Below are 22,460 nucleotides of genomic sequence, written 5' to 3'. Positions count from 1 at the left end.
TGGGCCGGGCCGTCAGCTCGGGGTGGTGACCTGGCGGTGTTCGCGCAACGCCTGAATCTCGCGCTCGAAATCGTCCGCGGACTCGAACGAGCGATACACCGACGCGAACCGCAGGTAGGCCACCTCGTCGAGGTCGCGCAGCGGACCGAGGATGGCCAGGCCGACCTCGTGGCTCGCGACCTCCGGGGACCCCGCGGCGCGCACGGTGTCCTCGACCTGTTGGGCGAGCAGGTTCAGCGCATCGTCGTCCACCTGTCGGCCCTGGCAGGCCCGGCGGACACCGCTGATGACCTTTTCCCTGCTGAAGGGTTCGGTGACTCCGCTGCGTTTGACCACGGCCAGCACCGCGGTCTCCACGGTGGTGAAACGCCGTCCGCACTCGGGGCACGATCGGCGGCGCCGGATGGCCTGCCCCTCATCGGTTTCCCTCGAGTCGATCACCCGGGAATCGGGATGACGGCAGAACGGGCAATGCATGACCGCTCCTTCGCTGTGCCGACTACCAGGTACCGCAGCACTTCGAGCGTACCCGTGCGGTTACCCGCCCGCGCATACGCGGCCGGTAAGCGGTCCGGCACGGCGGTCGTCAGCCGACCGGGGCGATCAGGGTCTGACCGGCGAGCACACTCGGCGAGTTCATGTCGTTGAGCTCGCGGATCCGGTCGGCCACCTGGCGGGCCGGCGCGTCGGGCGCCACCCGGTGCGCGACGTCCTGCAGCGACTCCCCCGCCTCGACCCGCACGACGGCCAGCCGGTCGGGCACGTGCGCGGCCGAACTCCCGGAGTCGCCGTTGAGCACCTGACCGACGTTGCCGACGAGGCCCAGCCACAGGGTGATCGCACCGGCGGCCAGCGCCAGCCAGACGGTGGTGGCCACCGTGACGGGGCGCTTGCGGTGGGGCGCGGCCGACATCGCGACGCCGGTGCGGTGGTAGCGCATGGGCGCGCCGGCCGGTCGTGAGGGGACGGGGCGGCGCGAGCGGGCCAGCACGTCCCGGCCGTAGCCAAGGCCCTGGACCGGTCCGTTGACCGGACGCCGGGGGCTGCCGGCGCGCGGCGCCAGCGTGTGGATGGTTGTCATCTGCGTTCCTCCGGTCAACTAAATTCGCTCAGCTGTTCGACTGTATCGCTCGTGTGTTCGATATCCGAACATGTGAGCGAAGCGTGTCGCACGAGTCGAACGCTAGACCACGCCACCGACAAGTCCGTGGCCGCCAGAGCTGACATGCGGCTGAAATACCCGATCCACCGAAGAGTTACACCTTTGTGATTAACGATGTCGATGGGCGATTCCATCCCCCGTCCGCCACCGCGACACGCTAGTCGAACACATGTTTGATTCTTGGGCGCTGTGGGGCTACATTCAGTGCCATGAGCGACAGCAACGACACCTCATCGGCCGGCGCGGGCGGTCGACTGCACGCCGTCGATTCATCACTGACCGAACGGCAACGCACCATCTTGAACGTCATTCGCGCGTCGGTCACCAGCCGTGGCTACCCGCCGAGCATCCGGGAGATCGGCGACGCGGTGGGCCTGACGTCGACATCGTCGGTGGCTCATCAACTGCGCACGCTGGAACGCAAGGGATACCTGCGTCGCGACCCGAACCGCCCACGGGCGGTCGACGTCCGCGGCGCCGATGACGGCGCGGCGGCGCCGGCCACCGATGTCGCCGGGTCGGACGCCCTGCCGGAGCCGATATTCGTCCCGGTCCTGGGGCGCATCGCGGCCGGCGGCCCCATCCTCGCCGAGGAAGCCGTCGAGGACGTTTTCCCGCTGCCGCGCGAGCTGGTCGGCGAGGGCACGCTGTTCCTGCTCAAAGTCGTCGGCGACTCCATGGTCGAGGCGGCGATCTGCGACGGCGACTGGGTGGTGGTGCGACAGCAGAACGTCGCCGACAACGGCGACATCGTCGCGGCCATGATCGACGGGGAAGCCACCGTGAAGACGTTCAAGCGGGCGGGCGGTCAGGTGTGGCTGATGCCGCACAACCCCGCGTTCGACCCCATTCCCGGCAATGACGCGACCGTGCTCGGCAAGGTCGTCACGGTGATCCGCAAGGTCTAGCCCCGTCGCGCGGTTCCGCCCGGCTCAGTCCGCCTTGACGAAGCCGTTGGCCTGCGCCACTTCCTCACTGGACAGCCAGATTTCGGCGAGCGTGTCGTGATAGAGCTCGCTGCCCGGCGTGTAGTACAGCCCGAAGCGGGCGCTCGCCTTGATCGGGTATCCGTCGGGCGCCTGGTAGGGATCGTCGAGCGGCAGGTGGATGGTCGGGCGCCCGGCCGGGCCGGCCCCCGCGCTGTCTTCGTCGTCCGCGGCCGCGTGCCGCCCGCCGCGCTGCTCGGATGCGACGACCGCCGGCGCGACGGCCTCCGGAGCGGCGGCCTCGGCCTCGGCAATGTCCGCGGGGACGTGCGGTACCGCGACGTCCGGGTACTCGGCCTCGGGTGGGGCGGCATCGGCTGCACCGCCGTCGAATCCGGCGTCCGCGGGCGCGTGCGGCACCGCGACTTCCTCGGCCTCCAGGTATTCGTCGTCGGCGTGGTCGGTGTCGCGGTAGGCGGGCTCATGCTCATCGCCGGCGTACTCGGCGCCGGCATAGTCGGCGTCGGCGTAATTCGCATCGGCGTATTCGGACTCGCCGTATTCGGCTTCGCCGCGTTCAGGTTCGGCGTATTCGGCTTCGCCGTATTCGGCTTCGCCGTATTCGGCTTCGGTTTCGGGGTAGCCGGCCTCCGACAGGTCCGCAGGCGTGACGACGGAGAAGGAGTCGGTGTCCACCGCGTCGGGGTCCTCCTGCTCGCCCGCGAATGGACCCTCGTCCGCGCCGCCGCGCCGCCAGCTGACCCGCCCGGCGGCCTCGGCTTCGGGGGCTCCCGGCTGGTGGCCGAACTGTTCGGTGGTGACGTCCTCGTGCCCCCAATGCTGGTCGCCCACGGCGTCGTAGCCGCCGGCGAGGTCGGGGTGCGGCTCGTAGCCGGCACCCTCCTGCGCGGCACGACGCCGACGCCATCCGAAGGCCAGCAGCCCCGCCAGGACGATCAGCACGACCACCGGAATGACGGCCAGCAGCCACCACGACTGCCACGTGAACTTCTTGGGATGGGCGGGCGTCGCCGAATTGCTCGGCTGGTTCTGGCCCGACACCTGCAGGCCGGAGAGCAGCGGCGCGAGGTTGGCCGGCTCCGTGCTGAACGTGTTCTTCGCCCGGTTCCAGGAGATCTTGCCGCCGGCGAACTGCTGGGAGACGACGTCGCCGTCGACGGCCTGGTCGCCGACGGGAGCGCCCAGCTTGCCGGCCGGCCCGCGGAGCTTGTCCCACGCCGCCTTCATGGCCCCGCGCACCACGAACGCGCCGTGCTCCGAAGTCCAGAAGATCACCGGCTTGTCGGCGCCGGAGAAGGTGACGACGCGGCTGGACGGGATGCCGCCGTCGGACTCGGTGGCGGTGGGGAAACCCAGGTCGCTGCCGGCGGGTCCGCCCAGCGACTCGTACTTGGCCAGGATGTTGCTTTCGACGGCGTTGGCGCCGGTGGCCGGGCTGAAGTACACCTTTCCGTTGGCGAAGTCCTGGGCGATCCCGTCGCCGCCGATCGGATATTGCGCGCCCTTCTTGACCCCCAACGGCCCATTGGGGCCGCCGGCCGCTCGCCACGCCATGTTGATGGCCGCGGTGGGGTCGATCGCGACCTGCAGGCCCTTCAGTTGGTCGGCCAAAGCCGGGGGCTCGGTGGTGAACTGCTTCGTCTGCCTGTTCCACGAGACCTGACCGCCGCTGAACTTCTGGGCGGAGACCTCGCCGTTGTACGTTTCGTCGCCGACCGGGACCCCGAGCACGCCGCCCGAACTGCCGAGCTTGTCCCAGGCGGCGTTGATCGCGCCGCGCACGACGAACGCCCCGTGGTCGGGCGTCCAGAAGATCACCGGCTTGTCGCTCGCCGAGAAGGTGGCCACCCGGCTGTCGGGTCCGGCCAGGCCGGGCACTTCGTTGATGGCCGGGAACCCCAGATCGCTGCCGGCGGGGCCGCCCAGCATCTCGTATTTGTCCAGGATGGGCCCGTAGACGAATTTGGCACCGGTCGCCGGGGTGAAGAACATCTTGCCGCCGTCGAAGTCGAGCGCGAAACCGTCGCCGGCCGGGTACACGTCGCCCTTGCGGGCGCCCAGAGGCGAACCGTCACCGCCGGCCTTCTCCCACGCCGCCATCATGGCCGCCTCGGCGTCGCCGATGGGCGACGCCGCCGCGGGGGGCGCCAGCAAGGCGGCGGCAATTGCTGCGGCGGTCAAGCTGACCAGCGCGCTCCCGACCAGCCTGCGCATGTGACCTCTCTGCCCGTTCACCAAGCCTCCCAGCCGACGGCTATTCCCCTATCAGCGGCTACGCCCGCGCCTGCACAGCCGGCGAGCGAGCCGCGGTACGACCGCGGGGAAACAACCCCGTTCCGAACCGCATTTTTGCCGGGCTCGCATAACTTTGCTCCAGCCAACGAAAAATGCGAAGTCAGATCACGAATATTACAAAAACGGATACCACGCCGATGTCGAAATGATGCCGAGCCACGCTCAAATCGCGGCCAACCCCGCCGTCGCTCGCCCGATGATCGGGAAATCGCGCCGTAATCCGCGGCCGACCACCGCGTGTGCAATAAGGAACGGCCGCCGTCCTGCGTGACGATCGGGCGCCCGCGGGCGGCACCGAACTTCACCAGGTGCCCCGCGGCGTCGTGCTTTTCGGCTCGACGGTCTGTCATTACCCGGGCGACGTACCCGAAACACATGTGCCGACGGTACGTGAGGCCATTAACTTTGCCACGATCTACCCGGGAAAACGGGCCGCGTCGCGGGCACCGATCCGGTTTGCCGTAACCGTTGCGAATTGGCCGGCCGATGGCGTTGCCGACCAACGGTGTTAGGGCTAGACCCCCAGGCTGCGGCCGATGATCTCTTTCATGATCTCGGTGGTGCCGCCGTAGATGGTCTGCACCCGCGCGTCCAGATAGGCACGGGCAACGGGGTATTCGCGCATGTAGCCGTAACCGCCGTGCAGCTGCAGGCACCGGTCGATCAGGTGTACCTGCTTTTCGGTGGAGTACCACTTGGCCATCGCCGCTTGTTCGGCGGTCAGCTTCTTGTCCAGGTGCAGCCGGATGAACTCGTCGACCATCATGCGCACCACGGTGGCCTCGGTCGCCAGCTCGGCAAGCACGAAGCGGCTGTTCTGGAAGCTGCCGATCGGCTTGTTAAATGCCTTGCGCTCCTTGGTGTATTGCAGCGTCTGCTCGAGCACGTGCTCCATCGCCGCGGCCGCCATGATGGCGATCGAGATCCGTTCCTGCGGCAGGTTCTGCATCAGGTAGATGAACCCCATGCCCTCCTGCCCCAGCAGGTTTTCGGCGGGCACCTTGACGTCGGTGAACGACAACTCGGCGGTGTCCTGTGCGTCCAGCCCGATCTTGTCCAAGTGGCGGCCGCGTTCGAAGCCCTCCATGCCGCGTTCGACGACGATCAATGAAAAGCCCTGCGCCCCTTTGTCGGGATCGGTCTGCGCGACCACGATCACCAAGTCGGCGTTGATTCCGTTGGTGATGAACGTCTTTGCGCCGTTGAGCACGTAGTGGTCACCCTGCTTGACCGCGCGGGTCTTGATGCCCTGCAGGTCGCTGCCGGTTCCGGGTTCGGTCATCGCGATCGCGGTGATGAGCTCGCCGGTGCAGAACTTCGGCAGCCAGCGCTGCTTCTGCTCCTCGGTCGCCAGGGCCAGCAGGTACGGCGCCACGATGTCGTTGTGCAGGCCGAAGCCGATGCCGCTGTAGCGACCGGCGGTGGTCTCCTCGGTGATGATCGTGTTGTACCGGAAGTCGGGGTTGCCGCCGCCGCCGTATTCCTCGGGCACCGCCATGCCGAGGAAGCCCTGCTTGCCGGCTTCGAGCCACACGCCCCGGTCGACGATCTTGGCCTTCTCCCACTCGTCGTGGTGGGGCGCGACATGACGATCGAGGAAGGCCCGGTAGGACTCGCGGAACAGCTCGTGCTCCGGCTCGAAAAGCGTGCGCTGGTACTTGACGGCACTGCCCATGTGGATGACCTCCGGCGACTGGGAACTCTGTCGCCCAACATATACCAACCAGACGGTTGGTCGGCAGACGGCGGGGTAGGGGCGCCGCGGAGATCAGCGGGCGGCGAACTCTTGCAGGCGCCCGGCCAGCGCCACCGGGACCCGGGCCTTGATCCGGGTGCCGTCGGGGTGGTGCTCCTGCTGCTGCACGCGCCCGTCGGCGTGCAGCCGGGCCACCAGGTCGCCGCGGTGGTACGGAATCACCACGTCCACGGCCGTGTCGGTGGGAACGGCGAGCTCCCCCATCCGGCGCCGAAGCGCGTCGATGCCCTCGCCCGTGCGTGCCGAGACGAACACCGCGCCGGGCAGCGCGTGCCGAAGCTTGGCCAGGGTGAGGCCGCTGGCGGCGTCGACCTTGTTCACCACCAGCAGCTCGGGGGGCGGGTCGCCGTGATGGTCGGCGATGACCTCGGAGATCACTTCGCGCACCGCATTGATCTGGGCCACCGGGTTGGCGTCGGAGCCGTCGACCACATGCAGCAACAGGTCGGCGTCGACGACCTCCTCGAGCGTGGAGCGGAACGCCTCGACCAGCTGGGTGGGCAGGTGGCGGACGAATCCGACGGTGTCGGTGAGCACCAAAGGGCGACCGTCAAGGAACTCGGCGCGGCGGGTGGTGGGCTCCAGCGTGGCGAACAGCGCGTCCTGCACCAGGACCCCCGCCCCGGTCAGCGCGTTGAGCAGGCTCGACTTGCCGGCATTGGTGTAGCCGACGATGGCGACCGACGGCATGTCGCTCTGTAGGCGGCGGCTGCGCTGGGTGTCGCGGACCTGCTTCATGTCCTTGATCTCGCGGCGCAGCTTGGCCATGCGTTCGCGGATGCGGCGGCGGTCGGTCTCGATCTTGGTTTCACCCGGACCGCGCAGGCCCACGCCTCCCCCGCTGCCGCCGGCGCGGCCACCGGCCTGCCGGGACATCGACTCACCCCAGCCGCGCAGCCGCGGCAGCATGTACTCCATCTGGGCCAGCGATACCTGCGCCTTGCCCTCCCGGCTGGTGGCGTGCTGGGCGAAGATGTCGAGGATCAGCGCGGTGCGGTCGATGACCTTGACCTTCACCGCCTTCTCCAGCGCGGTCAGCTGCGCCGGGGACAGTTCACCGTCGCAGATCACCGTGTCGGCGCCGGTCGCCAGCACCACCTCGCGGAGCTCCTGCGCCTTGCCCGAGCCGATGTAGGTGGACGGGTCGGGCTTGTCGCGGCGCTGGATGAGCCCTTCGAGCACCTGGGAGCCGGCGGTCTCCGCGAGGGCGGCCAGCTCGGCCATGCTGGCCTCGCTGTCGGCGGCGGTGCCGTCGGTCCACACGCCGACCAGCACGACGCGTTCCAGCCGGAGCTGGCGGTACTCGACCTCGGAGACGTCGGTGAGCTCGGTGGACAGACCGGCGACGCGGCGCAGCGCAGACCGTTCCTCCAGGGCGAGTTCGCCGGTGCTTGGCTCCGCGGGAGCGTGATGTTCGAATTCAGGTTGTGTCATAGGCAATACACGATGATGCACGGCGGATCGGCGTCGTGCACTTGAATTAACGCTCCTGCGCGTTCCACCATTCCTCGCTGACCTCGCCGTGCGCCACCAGTACCGAGGGACCCCGCAGGTAGCTGGTGGCGTCGGTGATGGTGACGACGACGTCGCCGCCGGGGACCCGCACCGTCAGGGTGCCGGTGGCCGCGCCGGCGGCGGCCAGGGCGGCCACGGTGGCCGCGACCGTGCCGGTGCCGCATGAGCGCGTTTCGCCCACGCCCCGCTCGTGCACCCGCATCCGCACCGCGCCGTCGGCCGGTGCCGTCAGGACTTCGACGTTGACGCCGTCCGGGAACTGGGCGTGGTCGAATGCGACCGGCGCCGCCACGTCCAGCGTCGCCAGCTCCTCGGCGGTCAGGTCCGGATCCACGCACGCCAGGTGGGGGTTGCCCACGTCGACCGCCAGGCCGGTGAACCGACGGCCGCCGACGAGCGCGCTACCCGGGCCGAGCGTGTTGGCCTTGCCCATCTCGACGCTGATGTCGGCGCGGACCGCATCGGCGCGGTGCACGGTGACCGGCCGGGGGCCGGCGAGCGACCCGACCACGAATTCGTCGCGGGCCTCCAACCCGCTGGCCCGCAGGTAGTGCGCGAACACCCGGACGCCGTTGCCGCACATCTGGGCGAGCGAGCCGTCGGCGTTGCGGTAGTCCATGTACCAGTCGGCCGATGCCACGCCGTCCGGCAGCCGGTCGAGCACGCCGGCCGACAGGGCGGCACCGGCGGTGGTCACGCGCAGCACCCCGTCGGCGCCCAGCCCGCGCCGCCGGTCACACAGCGCCGCCACCCGGGCCGCGGTGAGGTCGAGCGTGGCCTGCGCGTCCGGGAGCAGCACGAAGTCGTTCTCGGTGCCGTGGCCCTTGGCGAATTGCACCCGCTCAGGATACGTGGCGCCAGGCCCGCAGGGCTTCGTCGACGAGCCGGGCGGCGTCGCCCGCGTCCAGCCAGCGGACCCGGTGGTCGCGGCGGAACCACGACCGCTGGCGGCGCACATAGCGTCGGGTGCCCACGTACGTCTGTTCCCGCGCGTCGCGCAGCCGATCGGCGCCGCCCCCGGCGTCCAGCGCCTCGATCACCTGCGCGTAGCCCAGGGCGCGCGACGCGGTGACACCGTCGCGCAGGCCCTTGTCGAGCAGTGCACTCACCTCGTCGACCAGGCCGTGGTCGAACATCGCGTCGGTGCGGCGGGCCAGCCGTTCGTCGAGAAGCGTTGTCTCACAATCCAAGCCGACGATGGCGGTGTCCCACCTCGGCGCGCCGATGCGGGGTGCGGACGCGGCGAACGGCTGCCCGGTCAGCTCGACCACCTCGAGCGCCCGGACGGTGCGCCGCGCGTCGGTGGGCAGGATGGCCGCGGCCGCGGCGGGGTCGCGACGGGCCAACTCGGCGTGCAGGCCGCCGACCCCCACCTCGGCCAGCCGCTGTTCCCAGCGTGCCCGCACGGCGGGATCGGTGGCGGGGAACGACCAGTCGTCGAGCAGGGACTGGATGTAGAGCATGGAGCCGCCCACGATGACGGGCACGGCGCCGCGGGCGGCGATGGCCTCGACGTCCACGGCGGCGGCGGCCTGGTAGCGGGCGACCGTTGCGGTCTCGGTGACGTCCAGGACGTCGAGCTGGTGATGCGGGATGCCGCGGCGTTGGTCGACGGGCAGTTTGGCGGTGCCGATGTCCATTCCCCGATAGAGCTGCATCGCGTCGGCGTTGACGATCTCGGCGCCGCCCTCGACCCGTTCGGCGACGTCGAGCGCCAGCTGCGACTTGCCGGTTCCGGTGGGGCCGATGATCGCCAGCGGTCGCACGGCCACCTCAGAGCTGCCAGGCACCGGCGAAGTAGCCCACGCCGTAGGGGGCACCGCGGTATAGCTCCTTGGCCGATCGCGGGCCGGGTTCGGCCAGGCCGGCCAGCACCTGAAAGGCGACCCGGCCCAGGATCTGCGGCGACAGCCGCGTCAGGGCCGAGACGTCACCGGTGGCCAGCGCGTCGTCGAGGGCCAGCTGCGCGTCGGCGTTGCCCGGGTCGTATCCGCCGGGGGCGGCCGGTGTCAGGGTGTTCGCGCCGTCGGCCACGACCAGGACCCCGATCGGCTCGGGGGACCGGTCGATCTCGGCGCGCAAGCGCCTGCCGCGGGCCAGCGCCGTCTCGGCGTCGTGGTCGGCGGCGTAGACCCGCGCCTGCGCGGTGGCGTCCGGCCGGACTTCGCCCCGGACCCACGCGGCCAGCAACGCGCACACGGGCAGGTCGGCCGGCGCCCCGACGTCGGCCCGCGGGGAAAGCCCGACCCGTACGTCCGCGCCGAAGCCCGCGAAACTGCCGGCCGCGCCGGGGCCGAACGCGTCGTCGCGCCCGGCGGTCCCGATGACGGTCCAGCGCGAGGGCAACAAGACGGCCGCCGCCAGCACCGCGGCGGCCAGGTCGGTCACCTCCGCGGCGGCCGCTCCGGCGAGCTCGGGCACCAGCAGCGGAGCCGACGGAACGATCGCGATGCCGCTGAGCACGCCACCAAACTAACGTTTCGCCGGGGCGGCGCGCCTCAGGCCTCGGCCGGCGCAGCCAGGATGGGATCGCTACAAGGGCCGGCGTCGTCGTCTTCGGACGACGACGCGCCCGGCGTGATGTCCCCGGCGTCTCGCCCGACCTGCGCGACCATGGTGGCGGCCTCGCCGCGAGCCAGCGCGATCGTCGCCACGATCACCACCGCCACCGCCGCGATCAGCACGAGGGCCTTGGGTCCGGTCGCGCCCAGCGTTTCGCCGAGCACGAAGATGCCGAGCACACCGGCGACCACGGGCTTCGCCACGGTCATCGTCGGCATGGACGCCGTCAGCGCTCCGGCACGGAACGCCGACTGCTGGAAGATCATCCCGGTCAGCGCCAGCAGCAGCCAGGGAACGAACTCGGGCGCGCTCAGGACGGCCAACGGGCCGTCCTCGCCCACCTCGACGATGCCCTTCGTGAGCACGGCGAACAGGGCCAAGGCCGAACCCGCCACCACCGCGAGCAGCGCGGCCGCGATCGGGCTGCCCGACCGGATTCGCGCGGCCACCACACACGCCACCAGCAGCGGCACCATCACCGCGGCGACTACGGCCCAGGTGCCGACCGATGCGCGCTGATTGCCGGCGGCCGGGTCGCCGACGATGATCACCACGGCCAGGGCGCCGGCGAGGGTCACCGCCCACGCCCACTCCCAGCGGGTCACCCGGCGCTTGGTCAGCCGGGCATAGATCGGCAGGGCGAACAGCAACGCCGTCACCTGCAGGGCGGTCACCAGCACGACCGAGCCCCAGGCCAGGGCCCCGGCCTGCAGGCTGTAGTTGACGATCGCCGCCAGGCCGCCCAACCACCACCGGGTGTCCCGCAGCGACATGCGGAACAGCTCGAGATGGCCGACCTGCTTGTCCGTGATCTCCTGCGCGGAGCGCTGACGGATCACATCGCCGACCGCGGATGCCAACGCCGCGCACACTGCGATCAACGCCGCGACATCAACCTTCGACATGAGCGACCCCTCACCTCACGATTGCCCCGACCAGCTTTCCCTGGGGCACGGGCAAATACACGCAATATTTGCGATCAGTTCAGCAACAACTGTATGACGTCGGCCACGCCGCTGTCCGTTCACCGATTCACCCTCTGTTGATACGTCATTAACCTATGTATGGCCTGTGGGTGAGGCTGCGATCCGGTTAAGCCGGTGCGCGGGCCGCCGCCATGCGTCCGCGCCGCTGCATCCCGAGCAAGAAGGTCAGGGTGGCGGCGCATGGGCCGCCAAGCTGCTTGAATACTGTTGAGCAGCTGTTGGGAGGGCCGCGAGGGCCGCCCACCGGCGCAGCACACGGTGCCGCTACGCGCGGCAGGTGCGCGGAGCAGCGACCGCGCGAAGGGTAGGTGACGAGCGATGACGGCTGACGAAGCGAACGGCGGAACCCCGGCGGGGCCGGTGCCCCAACCGGTTTCGCGCCCGGTGCCACGCCCGGGACCGCGTCCCGGTCCCCGGCCGCCGAGCCCGGGCCCACGGCCCCTCACCCACCCCGTGCCGGCGCCGCCGGCCAGCGATCCGCATCGGTTCGGGCGCGTCGACGACGACGGCACGGTGTGGCTGATCACCGCCGACGGCGAGCGCATCGTCGGCTCCTGGCAGGCCGGTGACCGAGAAGCGGCTTTCACCCACTTCGGCCGCCGCTTCGACGACCTGAGCACCGAGATCACGCTCATGGAGGAGCGGCTCGCGGCGGGAACCGGTGACGCCCGCAAGATCAAGGCCCACGCGTCCGAGCTCGCCGAGACACTGCCGACGGCGGCCGTACTGGGCGACATCGACGCGCTGGCCCGCCGGCTGACCAGCCTCATCGACCAGGTCGAGGCCACCGTCGCCGAGGAGCGATCCCGCCGCGACGAGCATCGCGCCACCCAGACGGCGCGCAAGGAGGCGCTGGCCGCCGAGGCCGAGGAGTTGGGCGCCAACTCCACGCAGTGGAAGGCGGCCGGTGACCGGCTGCGGGCCATCCTCGACGAGTGGAAGACCATCAGCGGCCTGGACCGGAAGGTCGATGACGCGCTGTGGAAGCGCTATTCGGCGGCGCGGGAGGCGTTCAACCGGCGGCGGGGATCGCATTTCGCCGAACTGGACCGCGAACGCCTGGGCATTCGGCAGGCCAAGGAACGACTCTGCGAACGGGCCGAGGAGTTGTCCGGCTCGACGGACTGGACCGCCACCAGCGCGGAGTTCCGCAAACTGCTCACGGAGTGGAAGGCGGCAGGCCGCGCGGCCCGGGATGTCGACGACGCGTTGTGGCGGCGGTTCAAGGCCGCCCAGGACGTCTTCTTCACGGCTCGCAACGCGGCCACGGCGGAGAAGGATGCCGAGTTGCGCGCCAACGCCACCGCCAAGGAGGCGCTGCTGGCCGAAGCCGAGAAGATCGACACCGGCAATCACGACGCGGCCAGGGCGGCGCTGCGCTCGATCGCCGAGAGATGGGACGCGATCGGAAAGGTGCCGCGGGAGCGGTCGGCCGAATTGGAGCGTCGGATGCGCGCGGTCGAGAAGAAGGTGCGCGACGCCGGCGACGCCGATTGGTCGGACCCGCAGGCGCAGGCCCGCGCCGAGCAGTTCCGCACTCGCGCCGAGCAATACGAGCAGCAGGCCCAGAAGGCCGCGGCGGCGGGCCGCACCAAGGAGGCCGAAGAAGCCAGGGCCAACGCCGAGCAGTGGCGGCAGTGGGCGCAGGCGGCCGCCGAGGCGCTGACCCGCAAGCCCTAGGCTCCGGGCTCCCGGGGCGCTCGGTCCGTCGACCCGCCGTTCCGGTTCGGGGCGCCCGGCCCGGTGTCGTCCAGGCTGTCGAGCAGCGTTTTCGACTGCTGGTGCGCCGCGACGCGGCGCCGCTGCTCCTCGGCCGCGAGTTGCACGATGGTGCGCGACCACACCACCCGGGCCCACTGATAGGTCAGCACGAGGACGACGATCCACGCGGCGATCAGCCCCACCCCGGGGCCCGGATGCCCCGCGGCCACCGTCTGGCGCGACCAGATGGCCAGCAGCCCCGCCGCCCCGGCGAGCGCCGAGCCCGCCAGCGCGATCCAGGCCAGCGCCCAGCGCCGCGTCACCAACGCCAGCATGGAGAACCCGACGCCGAACACCAGCGCCAGCCAGGCGAAGACCCGCGACGGCAACGCCACCGCGGCCGCGCCGGCGCCGTGGCTGCTGAACAGCACGTCCCAGCCCCGCACCGCACCGGTGTGCGGCAGGATGAACGATCCCAGCAGCACGAAGACCAGGATCGCCACGACGAAACCGCGTGGGCCCGGGTCGAATCCGCGCGCCACGCGGCGCTCGGCGGCCTCGATTTCGGTCCGCAGGGCGTGGAAGTCGGGGTGTTCTTCGTTCATCGCGCACATCCAAGGGGTTCTGTGGGTTCTGTGGGTTCTGTGGGTTCTGTGGGGCCGGTGGGCGGTCCGACGGCGGGCATGCCGAGACCGATGCCGCCCGGGCGCTGCCCGGCGGCGTGGGCGTCTCCCGCGCGGGTGCGGCGATGGCTGAGGATGCCGGCGTCGGCGATGAGGTGGTGCGGCGCGGCCTGGGTGATCACCGCGCTGACCACGTCGCCGGGTCGTACCCGGTCGTCGGCGCTGAAGTGCACCAGGCGGCCGTCGCGGGCGCGGCCCGTCATCCGGGCGGTGTGGGTGTCCTTGCGTCCCTCACCGGCGGCGACCAGCAGTTCCACGGTCTGACCAACCAGCGCGCGGTTGCCCTCCAGCGAGATCTGCTCCTGCAGCTCGACCAGCCGCTCATAGCGTTCCTGCACAACGGCTTTCGGGAGCTGCCCGTCCAGTTCGGCGGCCGGGGTGCCGGGCCGCTTGGAGTACTGGAAGGTGAACGCGGCGGCGAACCGGGCCTGCCGCACCACCTCCAGGGTGGCCGCGAAGTCGTCCTCGGTCTCACCGGGGAACCCGACGATCAGGTCGGTGGTGATGGCGGCGTGGGGCATGGCCGCGCGGACGCGGTCGATGATGCCGAGGTAGCGCTCGGCGCGATACGAGCGCCGCATCGCCCGCAGCACCCGGTCGGAGCCCGACTGCAGCGGCATGTGCAGGGCCGGGCAGACATTCGGCGTCTGTGCCATGGCATCGATGACGTCGTCGGTGAATTCGGCGGGATGCGGGGAGGTGAATCTCACCCGTTCCAGCCCGTCGATGTCCCCGCAGGCCCGCAGCAGCCGCGCGAAGGCGCCGCGATCCCGGGGCAGCGCCGGGTCGGCGAAGGAGACGCCGTAGGCGTTGACGTTCTGGCCCAGCAGCGTCACCTCGAGCACGCCGTCGGCCACCAGCGCGCGCACCTCGGCCAGGATGTCGACCGGGCTCCGGTCGACCTCCTTGCCCCGCAACGAGGGGACGATGCAGAAGGTGCAGCTGTTGTTGCACCCGACCGAGACGGAAACCCAAGCAGCGTAAGCGGATTCGCGCGCGCTCGGCAGCGACGACGGGAATTGCTGCAGCGACTCGGCGATCTCGACCTGGGCGGCCTTGTTGTGCCGGGCCCGTTCGAGCAGCGTGGGCAGCGATCCGAGGTTGTGCGTGCCGAAGACGACGTCGACCCAAGGCGCCTTGCGCAGCAACGCGTCGCGGTCCTTTTGGGCCAGGCAACCCCCGACCGCGATCTGCATCTCGGGGTTGCCGCGTTTACGCGGGGCCAGGTGGCTGAGGTTGCCGTACAGCTTGTTGTCGGCGTTCTCGCGGACGGCGCAGGTGTTGAACACGACCACGTCGGCGTCGGCGTCCGCCGCCGCCCGCCGGTAGCCCGCCGCCTCCAGCAGACCCGCCAACCGCTCGGAGTCGTGGACGTTCATCTGGCAGCCGTAGGTGCGGACCTGGTAGGTGCGCGCAGGCCCCGCGCCGCCGGCCACGCCCGCAGCGTCCCGCACCACCATCGAAGTCACGGGGCCATGGTACGGCGACCGGTCGGCGGGCGAGAAACCGCACGTCACCGGGCTAGACCCGGCGGCGCTCCCGTTCGGCGGCCAGTTCGGCGAGCACGACCTCGCACGCCAGGTTCTGGCTGTAGCCACGACGCGCCAGCATTCCGACCAGCCGGCGGGTCACTCGCGCGTCATCGCCGGCCAGTGTCTCCCGGCGCAGCTTGGCCCGCACCAGCTCCTCGGCCCGGTCCCGTTCGGCGCCGGCGTCGATCCCCGACAGCGCAGCGGCGATCACGTCCCTGTCGACGCCTTTGGTGTGCAGTTCAGCGGCCAGGGCCCGCTTGCTCTTCCCCGCCTTTGCCCGGCGGACCGCCACCCACTGTTCGGCGAAGTAGGCATCGTCGATCAGGCCGACGGCGGCGAGCCGGTCGAGCACGGATGCGCTGACGTCCTCGGGGTATCCGCGTTTGGCCAGCTGGCCGTGCAGCTCGGCCCGGGTGCGTGCTCTCGCGGTGAGCAGGCGCAGGCACAGCGTCCGCGCCTGCTCCTCGCGGGAGGGCTCAGAAATCGACGGGGGCGGGCAGGACGCTGTCATCGGACAAGCCATCGGTCACGACCGCGCCAATGCCAAGCTTCTCCTTGATCTTCTTCTCGATCTCGTTGGCCACGTCGTCGTTTTCCATCAGGAAGGTGCGGGCATTCTCCTTGCCCTGACCGAGCTGCTCGCCTTCGTAGGTGAACCAGGAACCGGACTTGCGGATGAAGCCCTGCTCCACACCCATATCGATCAGCGAGCCTTCCCGGCTGATCCCCCTGCCGTAGAGGATGTCGAATTCGGCCTGCTTGAACGGCGGCGCCACCTTGTTCTTGACGACCTTGACGCGGGTGCGGTTACCGACCGCGTTGGCGCCGTCCTTGAGCGTCTCGATCCGGCGCACGTCCATGCGCACCGACGCGTAGAACTTCAAAGCCTTTCCACCCGTGGTGGTTTCCGGACTGCCGAACATCACCCCGATCTTCTCGCGCAACTGGTTGATGAAGATCGCGGTGGTGCCCGAATTGTTCAGCGCGCCGGTCATTTTCCGCAGCGCCTGGCTCATCAGCCGGGCCTGCAACCCGACGTGGCTGTCGCCCATCTCGCCCTCGAGCTCCGCGCGCGGCACCAGCGCCGCCACCGAGTCGATGACCAGGATGTCCAGCGCGCCGGAGCGGATCAGCATGTCGGCGATCTCGAGGGCCTGCTCCCCCGTGTCGGGCTGGCTGACCAGCAGGGAATCGGTGTCCACGCCGAGCTTTTTGGCGTAATCGGGGTCCAGGGCGTGCTCGGCGTCGATGAACGCCGCGACGCCACCGGCGGCCTGGGCGTTGGCCACCGCATGCAGGGCGACGGTGGTCTTACCCGAGGATTCCGGGCCGTAGATCTCCACGACCCGGCCACGGGGCAGGCCGCCGATGCCCAGGGCCACGTCCAGTGCGATGGATCCGGTCGGGATGACCGAGATCGGCTGACGCATCTCGTCGCCGAGACGCATCACCGAGCCTTTGCCGTAGCTCTTTTCGATCTGGGCCATCGCCAGTTCGAGAGCCTTCTCGCGGTCGGGGGCTTGCGCCATGGTGCCTCTCCTATGGTTCGGTGTGTTCGGTGACCGGTGTCGGTCGGTTGGCCGTGACACTAGAGAAGGCCACCGACAAATTGACTCACCGAACGTTTCCCACAGTAGCCGAACACCTGTTCGATTCAAGCGGACACGCCGAACCCACCCCCGCGAGTGGCACCATCTGCCGCCGAACCGGCGCCCTACGAATAATCGGCGGGCGTCACCACTGGTCGCGCGGCACGTCGAAGTCGACGCACAGGGCCCGCCACACGTCGCGGGGCTCGATCCCGTCCTCGATCGCCTGGGCGGCGGTGCGGCCGCCGAACACGGTCAGCACGTGGTCCGCCAGCACCGAAGAGCCGTATGCCGCACCGAATCGCAGCACGACGCGCTCGTTGAATTCCGTTAGCCGCACGCCAGCAAGATACCCACCGGCCCACGATCGGACACCGGCCGCGTCACCGCCAGCTCGCCGGCAGGTCCGCCAGGTGGTTGGGGCAGTAGTCCTGCACCGCCACGGACATGATGGTCCGCGCCCGCTCCGCCGACATCCTGGCGCGCAATTGCATGAAGGCGTATTCGACCGGTGCGAGTCCCTGCTCAGCGGCCGCCGGATCGTCCATCAACTGGCAGGCCTGCTGCTCGTCTCCGCTGTCGGCGTGGGCGACGCCCGCGCTGACCATCAGGGCGAGAAGCAGCCCGCCGGCCGCGATCGTCCTCATCGCCGTTGCCCTCCTTTCGCGGACCCGGCCAATCATTCCGTAAGGGCGAGCGCTTCGTGGCACACCCGGACCGGATCGGCCACGCCGGCGATGCTGGCGGCGGCGGCCCGGGCGGCCTGCCGGTAACGGGGCGACGACAGGACCTCGTTCACCGCGGCCACCAGCGCTTCGGCGGTCAGGGGCCGGATCAGCCGCCCGCTGCCCTGCCGGACCACCCGATTGGCCATCTCCCACTGATCCCCGCCCCCGGGCACCGCCACGAGCGGCACCCCCGCCAGCAGCGTCTTGGCCACCATGCCGTGGCCGCCGCCGCAGATCACCAGGTCGGCGTGCCTCAACAACTCGGCCTGGCTGCCCAGCCCGACCACCGCCCACGGCGGCACCTGCAGATCCACGCCCCCGAGCCGCGAGACCACCAGCCGCGATCCGGCCGGCAGCGTCTCCCCCGGCCGCAGCCGGGCCAGCGCAAGCTCGGCCAGCCCCTCGGTCCCGGTCGACGCGGTCGACGGCGCGACCACCAGCACCGGCCCGGAACCCGCCGGGATTTCGAGCACCCGGTCGGTCGGTTCGAAGTGCAGCGGGCCCACCAACACGGCCTCCGCCGGCCAGTCCGGCCGCGGCACCTCGAGGGCCGGCAAGGTGGCGATCAGGCGGCGCAGCGGCCCGGGGTCGCGGGCCGGCAGCCCGATCCCGACCCGCACCGCGGCGCGCTGGCGCAGGCCCGCGCGCCAGGACCGCGCGGTGAGCGCGCGCATCGTGGCGTCGCGGAGCCGGCCGCGGATGCCGGTGCCCGGGGCCAGCCCGCTGCCGATCGGCGGCAATCCCTTCGACGGCAGGTAGAGCGGATGCGGGTCGAGTTCGATCCACGGGATGCCCAACAGCTCCGCGGCCATGCCGCCGCCGGCGGTGATGACGTCGGACACCACCAGGTCGGGCGCCAGGTCGCGCAGCGCGGGCACGTTGAGCACGGCCATCCGCGCCGCGCGCCGGTGGATTCGGGCCCCGGCGTCCACGTCGTCGTCGGTGGCCGCCAGCCCGTCCAGCGGCGCGGCGGCGATGCCGGCGGCGCGGGCGGTGTCCACCCATTCGGCGCCGGTGAACAGCGTGGGCTCGTCGCCGGCTGCGGCGAAACGTTGGCACAGCGCGATCGCGGGGAACGAGTGACCGGGATCCGGCCCGGCGACCACGGCGACACGCATCGGGCTTACCCTGCCACAGCGCGTGACCGCGACGCTCGCCTACGCTGGCGGTCATGACCGAGCCGACCGGAACCGCCGTTGCGAACACCCGCACGGTCGAGGGCTTCCTGAACGCCCTGCAGGACGCGGATTACGACGCCGCCGACGCCGCATTGGACGACAACCTCGTCTACGAGAACGTCGGGCTGCCGACGATCCACGGCCGGGCCAGGGCGATGAAGCTGTTTCGCCAGATGGACGGCCGCGCCGCCTTCGAGGTGAAGATCCATCGCATCGCCGCCGACGGCGGGGCGGTGCTCACCGAGCGCACCGACGCCCTGATCTTCGGCCCCGTGCGGCTCCAGTTCTGGGTGTGCGGCGTGTTCGAAGTCCACGACGGACGAATCACGTTGTGGCGCGACTACTTTGACTTCTTCGACATGTTCAAGGCCACCCTTCGCGGCCTGGCCGCGGTGGTGCTGCCCTCGCTGAAGGCGACGTTCTAGCCCGCTAGCTGGCCCCGCGCAGGCCGCCGAGCTCGTCGAACGCCTGCGCCCAGCCGACCAGCCGGTCGGTGGCCCCGGCCAGCTCGGCGCGGTAGCGCTGCGAGGCGGCCAACTGGTCGCCGTGGGCCGAGGACACCAATTGCGCTGCGGCGGTGACCATCTCGTTGTACTGGCGGACGCCGGCGCTCAGCTGCGCGGTGAACGCGTTGATGGTGGGCACCAAGTAGGCCCGCGACGATTCGCTGGACTGCGCCGCCCGCTCCATCGACACCACCTCCGCGGCGGTGGCCGCCATGGCCGCCGAGGATTTGTTGGCCGCCGCGGTCAGGTCGCGGATCTCGGCGGTCGGCAACATCGAGCCCCGCTCGATGACGTTCAGCAGCGAGAGGAACCCGCGTTCGGAGGCGCCGAGCGCGTACATGGCGGGCCGCGCCGCCGAGCCGGGTGGCGGCAGCCGGCGCACGCTGGTCGGGCGGGGTGTGGGCAGCGGCTCGGAACGCAGCCACCGGTAGCGCAGCAACAGCAGCGTCGCCGGGATGGCCATGACGACGGAGACCGCGCCGGTGATCTCCAGCAACAGCGCGAACCACCCCCAGGCCGCCAGCAGCATCGTCACCACCGCCCAGAACACGCAGCCAACGGCGAATATCAGGCCCCACCGCAGGGCGCGGCGACGCCGCCGCAGCTGTCGCGCACGGGGATCCGCGGCGGCGCTGAGCTTTCGGGCCACCAGGTCGGAAAGGTCGGCGGCGGTGGCCAGCCCGCGCCCCAGCAGCGTGCGCCAGAGCCCGCGCTGCGTCTCGCTCACCGTCACGGCACCGGGTTACTGGCCAAAGGGCTTCTCGGTGGCGGCGCCGCCGGTGGTCTCGGCGGGCGCGGGCGTCGCCGGAGTGGCCCCGGCGGCGGGCGTCCCGCCGGTCGGCAACGCTTCGCCGCGCATCGACGCGCGGATCTGCTCCAGCCGGGAATGGCCGGCCATCTGCACCCCGGCCTGTTCGACCTCGAGCATGCGGCCCTGCACCGATCCCTGCGCGAGCTCGGCGGAGCCGATCGCGTTGGCGTAGCGGCGTTCGATCTTGTCGCGCACCTCGTCGAGGCTGGGCACGTTGCCCGGCGCGGCGATCTCGCTCATCGAGCGCAGCGAGGCGCTGACCTGTTCCTGCATCTTCGCCTGCTCGAGCTGGCTGAGCAGCTTGGTGCGTTCGGCGATCTTCTGCTGCAGCACCATCGCGTTCTGCTCGACCGCCTTCTTGGCCTGCGCGGCCGCGCTCAGCGCCTGATCGTGCAGCGTCTTGAGGTCCTCGACGCCCTGCTCGGCGGTCACCAACTGGGCGGCGAACGCCTCCGCGGCGTTGTTGTATTCGGTGGCCTTGGCGGCGTCACCGGCGGCGGTGGCCTGGTCGGCCAGCGTCAACGCCTGACGCACGTTGACCTGCAGCTTCTCGATGTCGGCGAGTTGGCGGTTGAGCCGCATCTCCAGCTGGCGCTGGTTGCCGATCACCTGCGCGGCCTGCTGGGTCAGCGCCTGATGCGTGCGTTGCGCTTCCTCGATGGCCTGCTGGATCTGCACCTTGGGGTCGGCGTGCTCGTCGATCTTCGCGTTGAACAGCGCCATGAGGTACTTCCACGCTTTGACGAACGGATTGGCCATGAGTGAGCTCCACCTTCGCTTCTTGTGGGCCGGATGGCCCCCGGATGGGCCGTCGCTTGTCGCTCAATTTAGTGGGTCGGCGCCGATCGCCCTACCCCTGGCGCTGGATCCTTGCGCCGGGCGGCGTTCAGGCGATCGCCAGCGACGCCACCGGCGGGATGACGACCTTGGTGTCGGCGTCGATGCTGGGACCGCGCAATCCGTCGGCGGGCGCCTCGCGTGCGGCCCGTTCCACCCCGGCCATCCGCTCGCCGGCGTCAGTCAGCACCGACGACAGCGGCATCTCCAACGCCTCGCAGATCGCGTTGAGCAGTTCGCTGGAGGGTTCCTTGCGCCCGCGCTCGACCTCGGACAGATAACCGAGGCTCACCCGCGCCGAATCGGAAACCTCGCGCAGCGTCCGGCCCTGCGTCATCCGGGCCTCCCGCAGCACGTCGCCGATGACCTCGCGCACCAATGGCGGCATTTCTGCCCTCCTTCGTCCAGTCAGCCCGCCCGGAGCGAAATCGGCCCCGTCCGGCAGGCGCTCATTAGGTGAAACGCGAGCGGCGGGGTGTTGGTTCCCGTTCGGCGGCCCGAGAATCAGTCCGCCGTCCGGCGCACTTCCCTGACGGTCGACACCACGTAATCGATGCCGGTGACGATCGTCAGGACGATGGCCACTCCCATCACCACGGCGGCCGTCACCCGGAAGGGCCCGGACAGCGGCAGGATGAACAAGCCGATCGCCACGGCCTGCACCACGGTCTTGAGCTTGCCGCCCCAACTGGCCGGGATGACCCCGCGGCGAATCACGGCCAGCCGCAGCACGGTCACCCCGACCTCCCGGGCCATGATCACCACCGTGACCCACCAGGGCAGGTCGCCGAGCATCGACAGCCCGATCAACGCCGACCCGACCAGCGTCTTGTCGGCGATCGGATCGACGAAAGCGCCGAATTCGGTTGCCATTCCATAGTTGCGGGCGAGCAGGCCGTCCAGCCGATCGGTGATGACCGCGAGCGTGAAGATGACGAAAGCCACGATCCGGAAGGCGATCTCGTGGCCGTCCTTGGCGAACAGCGCGAGCAGGAAGACCGGGACCAAGACCAGCCGCAGCAGCGTCAGTGTGTTGGCGAGGTTTGCGATGTGGACGCGGCCTGGCGGTCCCATCGGTGGACCCGCTTGCGGCTGCCCCGACACCGCAACAGAATAACTGTTGACCAGCGCACCCGTGCCCGATGCCGATACTGTTAGCCGTGACCGAAAGTTCGCAGGACACTGTGGTGCGGCGCGCGCGAACCTCCGATGTCCCCGCCATCAAGCGACTCGTCGACACCTACGCAGGCAAGATCCTGCTGGAGAAGAACCTGGTGACGCTCTACGAGGCCGTCCAGGAATTCTGGGTGGCCGAGCGTGGCGGCGAGGTTGTCGGCTGCGGTGCGCTGCACGTGATGTGGTCCGACCTGGGTGAGATCCGCACGGTCGCGGTCGACCCGGCGACGACCGGCCACGGCATCGGGCACGCGATCGTCGACCGGCTGCTGGAGGTCGCGCGCGAGCTGCAGCTCAAGCGCCTGTTCGTGCTGACGTTCGAGACCGAGTTCTTCGGCAAGCACGGGTTCACAGAGATCGAGGGCACGCCGGTGACCGCCGAGGTGTTCGAGGAGATGTGCCGCTCCTACGACATCGGCGTCGCCGAGTTCCTGGACCTGAGCTACGTCAAGCCCAACATCCTGGGCAACTCCCGGATGCTGCTGGTGCTGTAGCG

At 70.3% G+C, this 22,460-nt stretch carries 24 protein-coding genes; 4 read left to right on the top strand and 20 right to left on the bottom strand.

The annotated features are described in order from the left end of the window. Positions 1–12: 12 nt before the first annotated feature. Together nrdR and G6N37_RS03025 are read right to left on the bottom strand one after the other, a co-directional pair. The gene (nrdR, locus tag G6N37_RS03030) at positions 13–477 is read right to left on the bottom strand and encodes a transcriptional regulator NrdR (protein ID WP_046184812.1); all 465 of its coding nucleotides are present in this window, start codon (positions 475–477) and stop codon (positions 13–15) included. Positions 478–586: 109 nt separating this feature from the next. Beyond that, positions 587–1,081, bottom strand: coding sequence for a LysM peptidoglycan-binding domain-containing protein (locus G6N37_RS03025; protein ID WP_163675711.1), 495 nt, complete (start codon positions 1,079–1,081; stop codon positions 587–589). Between the two features lie 290 nt (positions 1,082–1,371). Between G6N37_RS03025 and lexA the strand changes: the two genes are divergently transcribed. Then, the gene (lexA, locus tag G6N37_RS03020) at positions 1,372–2,070 is read left to right on the top strand and encodes a transcriptional repressor LexA (RefSeq protein WP_163675708.1); all 699 of its coding nucleotides are present in this window, start codon (positions 1,372–1,374) and stop codon (positions 2,068–2,070) included. Between the two features lie 24 nt (positions 2,071–2,094). Here lexA and G6N37_RS03015 read toward each other — a convergent pair whose 3' ends face one another. The 7 genes from G6N37_RS03015 to G6N37_RS02985 form a co-directional block, all read right to left on the bottom strand. Further along, positions 2,095–4,344, bottom strand: coding sequence for an LGFP repeat-containing protein (locus G6N37_RS03015; protein WP_443677492.1), 2,250 nt, complete (start codon positions 4,342–4,344; stop codon positions 2,095–2,097). Between the two features lie 574 nt (positions 4,345–4,918). Next, positions 4,919–6,079: an acyl-CoA dehydrogenase family protein gene (locus G6N37_RS03010; protein WP_163675702.1), complete on the bottom strand. Its 1,161-nt coding sequence runs from the start codon at positions 6,077–6,079 to the stop codon at positions 4,919–4,921. A gap of 93 nt (positions 6,080–6,172) precedes the next feature. Continuing rightward, positions 6,173–7,594, bottom strand: coding sequence for a GTPase HflX (gene hflX / locus G6N37_RS03005; protein WP_163675699.1), 1,422 nt, complete (start codon positions 7,592–7,594; stop codon positions 6,173–6,175). Between the two features lie 46 nt (positions 7,595–7,640). Then, positions 7,641–8,513, bottom strand: coding sequence for a diaminopimelate epimerase (dapF, locus tag G6N37_RS03000; RefSeq protein WP_163675697.1), 873 nt, complete (start codon positions 8,511–8,513; stop codon positions 7,641–7,643). A 4-nt stretch (positions 8,514–8,517) separates the two neighbouring features. Beyond that, positions 8,518–9,441: a tRNA (adenosine(37)-N6)-dimethylallyltransferase MiaA gene (miaA, locus tag G6N37_RS02995; RefSeq protein WP_163684523.1), complete on the bottom strand. Its 924-nt coding sequence runs from the start codon at positions 9,439–9,441 to the stop codon at positions 8,518–8,520. Positions 9,442–9,448: 7 nt separating this feature from the next. Then, positions 9,449–10,138 carry a class III extradiol ring-cleavage dioxygenase family protein gene (locus G6N37_RS02990; RefSeq protein WP_163675695.1) on the bottom strand — a complete coding sequence of 230 codons (690 nt, stop codon included), beginning with the start codon at positions 10,136–10,138 and terminating at the stop codon, positions 9,449–9,451. A 35-nt stretch (positions 10,139–10,173) separates the two neighbouring features. Continuing rightward, a complete protein-coding gene (locus tag G6N37_RS02985; RefSeq protein ID WP_163675692.1) occupies positions 10,174–11,142 on the bottom strand; it encodes a DMT family transporter in 969 nt (322 codons plus the stop codon). A 399-nt stretch (positions 11,143–11,541) separates the two neighbouring features. On the opposite strand from G6N37_RS02985, the gene G6N37_RS02980 reads away from it, so the two are divergent. Beyond that, a complete protein-coding gene (locus G6N37_RS02980) occupies positions 11,542–12,903 on the top strand; it encodes a DUF349 domain-containing protein (protein ID WP_163675689.1) in 1,362 nt (453 codons plus the stop codon). Here the strand turns inward: G6N37_RS02980 and G6N37_RS02975 are convergent. The 7 genes from G6N37_RS02975 to G6N37_RS02945 form a co-directional block, all read right to left on the bottom strand. Next, positions 12,900–13,538, bottom strand: coding sequence for an Rv2732c family membrane protein (locus G6N37_RS02975; RefSeq protein ID WP_372514725.1), 639 nt, complete (start codon positions 13,536–13,538; stop codon positions 12,900–12,902). The two genes, G6N37_RS02980 and G6N37_RS02975, sit on opposite strands and share 4 nt — an antisense overlap. Then, positions 13,526–15,067: a tRNA (N6-isopentenyl adenosine(37)-C2)-methylthiotransferase MiaB gene (miaB, locus tag G6N37_RS02970; RefSeq protein WP_163684521.1), complete on the bottom strand. Its 1,542-nt coding sequence runs from the start codon at positions 15,065–15,067 to the stop codon at positions 13,526–13,528. The genes G6N37_RS02975 and miaB overlap by 13 nt, the downstream gene beginning before the upstream one ends. Positions 15,068–15,128: 61 nt before the next feature. Beyond that, the gene (gene recX, locus G6N37_RS02965; RefSeq protein WP_163675687.1) at positions 15,129–15,650 is read right to left on the bottom strand and encodes a recombination regulator RecX; all 522 of its coding nucleotides are present in this window, start codon (positions 15,648–15,650) and stop codon (positions 15,129–15,131) included. Beyond that, positions 15,616–16,668 (bottom strand): recombinase RecA, encoded by a 1,053-nt coding sequence (gene recA / locus G6N37_RS02960; RefSeq protein WP_163675684.1) that lies wholly within the window; start codon positions 16,666–16,668, stop codon positions 15,616–15,618. Before recA ends, recX begins: the two co-directional genes overlap by 35 nt. 205 nt (positions 16,669–16,873) lie before the next feature. Next, positions 16,874–17,068, bottom strand: a complete 195-nt coding sequence (locus G6N37_RS02955) for a DUF3046 domain-containing protein (protein WP_163675680.1) — start codon at positions 17,066–17,068, stop codon at positions 16,874–16,876. Between the two features lie 43 nt (positions 17,069–17,111). Further along, positions 17,112–17,375: a hypothetical protein gene (locus G6N37_RS02950; RefSeq protein WP_163675679.1), complete on the bottom strand. Its 264-nt coding sequence runs from the start codon at positions 17,373–17,375 to the stop codon at positions 17,112–17,114. Positions 17,376–17,407: 32 nt separating this feature from the next. Continuing rightward, positions 17,408–18,574: a glycosyltransferase gene (locus G6N37_RS02945; RefSeq protein ID WP_163675676.1), complete on the bottom strand. Its 1,167-nt coding sequence runs from the start codon at positions 18,572–18,574 to the stop codon at positions 17,408–17,410. Between the two features lie 53 nt (positions 18,575–18,627). Between G6N37_RS02945 and G6N37_RS02940 the strand changes: the two genes are divergently transcribed. After that, on the top strand, positions 18,628–19,059 hold the full coding sequence (locus tag G6N37_RS02940; protein ID WP_083173714.1) for a limonene-1,2-epoxide hydrolase family protein: 432 nt from the start codon (positions 18,628–18,630) through the stop codon (positions 19,057–19,059). 4 nt (positions 19,060–19,063) lie between these two features. On the opposite strand, the gene pspM is transcribed toward G6N37_RS02940, so the two are convergent. From pspM to pgsA, 4 genes are all read right to left on the bottom strand, one after another. Next, complete coding sequence (pspM, locus tag G6N37_RS02935) at positions 19,064–19,873, bottom strand: phage shock envelope stress response protein PspM (RefSeq protein ID WP_163675673.1); 810 nt, start codon at positions 19,871–19,873, stop codon at positions 19,064–19,066. A gap of 9 nt (positions 19,874–19,882) precedes the next feature. Continuing rightward, complete coding sequence (pspA, locus tag G6N37_RS02930; RefSeq protein ID WP_163675670.1) at positions 19,883–20,710, bottom strand: phage shock protein PspA; 828 nt, start codon at positions 20,708–20,710, stop codon at positions 19,883–19,885. Positions 20,711–20,837: 127 nt separating this feature from the next. After that, positions 20,838–21,176, bottom strand: a complete 339-nt coding sequence (gene clgR / locus G6N37_RS02925) for a transcriptional regulator ClgR (RefSeq protein ID WP_163675667.1) — start codon at positions 21,174–21,176, stop codon at positions 20,838–20,840. 116 nt (positions 21,177–21,292) lie between these two features. Then, positions 21,293–21,862 (bottom strand): CDP-diacylglycerol--glycerol-3-phosphate 3-phosphatidyltransferase, encoded by a 570-nt coding sequence (gene pgsA, locus G6N37_RS02920; RefSeq protein ID WP_163675664.1) that lies wholly within the window; start codon positions 21,860–21,862, stop codon positions 21,293–21,295. Between the two features lie 68 nt (positions 21,863–21,930). On the opposite strand from pgsA, the gene G6N37_RS02915 reads away from it, so the two are divergent. Next, positions 21,931–22,458, top strand: a complete 528-nt coding sequence (locus G6N37_RS02915) for an amino-acid N-acetyltransferase (protein WP_163675661.1) — start codon at positions 21,931–21,933, stop codon at positions 22,456–22,458. Positions 22,459–22,460 lie beyond the last annotated feature (2 nt).

This window comes from Mycobacterium seoulense (assembly GCF_010731595.1).
Classification (GTDB): domain Bacteria; phylum Actinomycetota; class Actinomycetes; order Mycobacteriales; family Mycobacteriaceae; genus Mycobacterium; species Mycobacterium seoulense.
This window is presented reverse-complemented; position numbering and strand designations above follow the sequence as displayed.

Excerpts from the sequence above, each read along its gene's own strand:
- G6N37_RS03010 (WP_163675702.1), bottom strand. The coding sequence starts at position 6,079 with ATGGGCAGTGCCGTCAAGTACCAGCGCACGCTTTTCGAGCCGGAGCAC.
- pspA (WP_163675670.1), bottom strand. The coding sequence starts at position 20,710 with ATGGCCAATCCGTTCGTCAAAGCGTGGAAGTACCTCATGGCGCTGTTC.
- G6N37_RS03025 (WP_163675711.1), bottom strand. The coding sequence starts at position 1,081 with ATGACAACCATCCACACGCTGGCGCCGCGCGCCGGCAGCCCCCGGCGT.
- nrdR (WP_046184812.1), bottom strand. The coding sequence starts at position 477 with ATGCATTGCCCGTTCTGCCGTCATCCCGATTCCCGGGTGATCGACTCG.
- G6N37_RS02975 (WP_372514725.1), bottom strand. The coding sequence starts at position 13,538 with ATGTGCGCGATGAACGAAGAACACCCCGACTTCCACGCCCTGCGGACC.
- G6N37_RS02985 (WP_163675692.1), bottom strand. The coding sequence starts at position 11,142 with ATGTCGAAGGTTGATGTCGCGGCGTTGATCGCAGTGTGCGCGGCGTTG.
- G6N37_RS02950 (WP_163675679.1), bottom strand. The coding sequence starts at position 17,375 with ATGAGGACGATCGCGGCCGGCGGGCTGCTTCTCGCCCTGATGGTCAGC.
- G6N37_RS02945 (WP_163675676.1), bottom strand. The coding sequence starts at position 18,574 with ATGCGTGTCGCCGTGGTCGCCGGGCCGGATCCCGGTCACTCGTTCCCC.
- G6N37_RS02980 (WP_163675689.1), top strand. The coding sequence starts at position 11,542 with ATGACGGCTGACGAAGCGAACGGCGGAACCCCGGCGGGGCCGGTGCCC.
- hflX (WP_163675699.1), bottom strand. The coding sequence starts at position 7,594 with ATGACACAACCTGAATTCGAACATCACGCTCCCGCGGAGCCAAGCACC.
- recA (WP_163675684.1), bottom strand. The coding sequence starts at position 16,668 with ATGGCGCAAGCCCCCGACCGCGAGAAGGCTCTCGAACTGGCGATGGCC.
- G6N37_RS02915 (WP_163675661.1), top strand. The coding sequence starts at position 21,931 with ATGCCGATACTGTTAGCCGTGACCGAAAGTTCGCAGGACACTGTGGTG.
- lexA (WP_163675708.1), top strand. The coding sequence starts at position 1,372 with ATGAGCGACAGCAACGACACCTCATCGGCCGGCGCGGGCGGTCGACTG.
- clgR (WP_163675667.1), bottom strand. The coding sequence starts at position 21,176 with ATGCCGCCATTGGTGCGCGAGGTCATCGGCGACGTGCTGCGGGAGGCC.
- pgsA (WP_163675664.1), bottom strand. The coding sequence starts at position 21,862 with ATGGGACCGCCAGGCCGCGTCCACATCGCAAACCTCGCCAACACACTG.
- miaB (WP_163684521.1), bottom strand. The coding sequence starts at position 15,067 with ATGGTGGTGCGGGACGCTGCGGGCGTGGCCGGCGGCGCGGGGCCTGCG.
- G6N37_RS02940 (WP_083173714.1), top strand. The coding sequence starts at position 18,628 with ATGACCGAGCCGACCGGAACCGCCGTTGCGAACACCCGCACGGTCGAG.
- recX (WP_163675687.1), bottom strand. The coding sequence starts at position 15,650 with ATGACAGCGTCCTGCCCGCCCCCGTCGATTTCTGAGCCCTCCCGCGAG.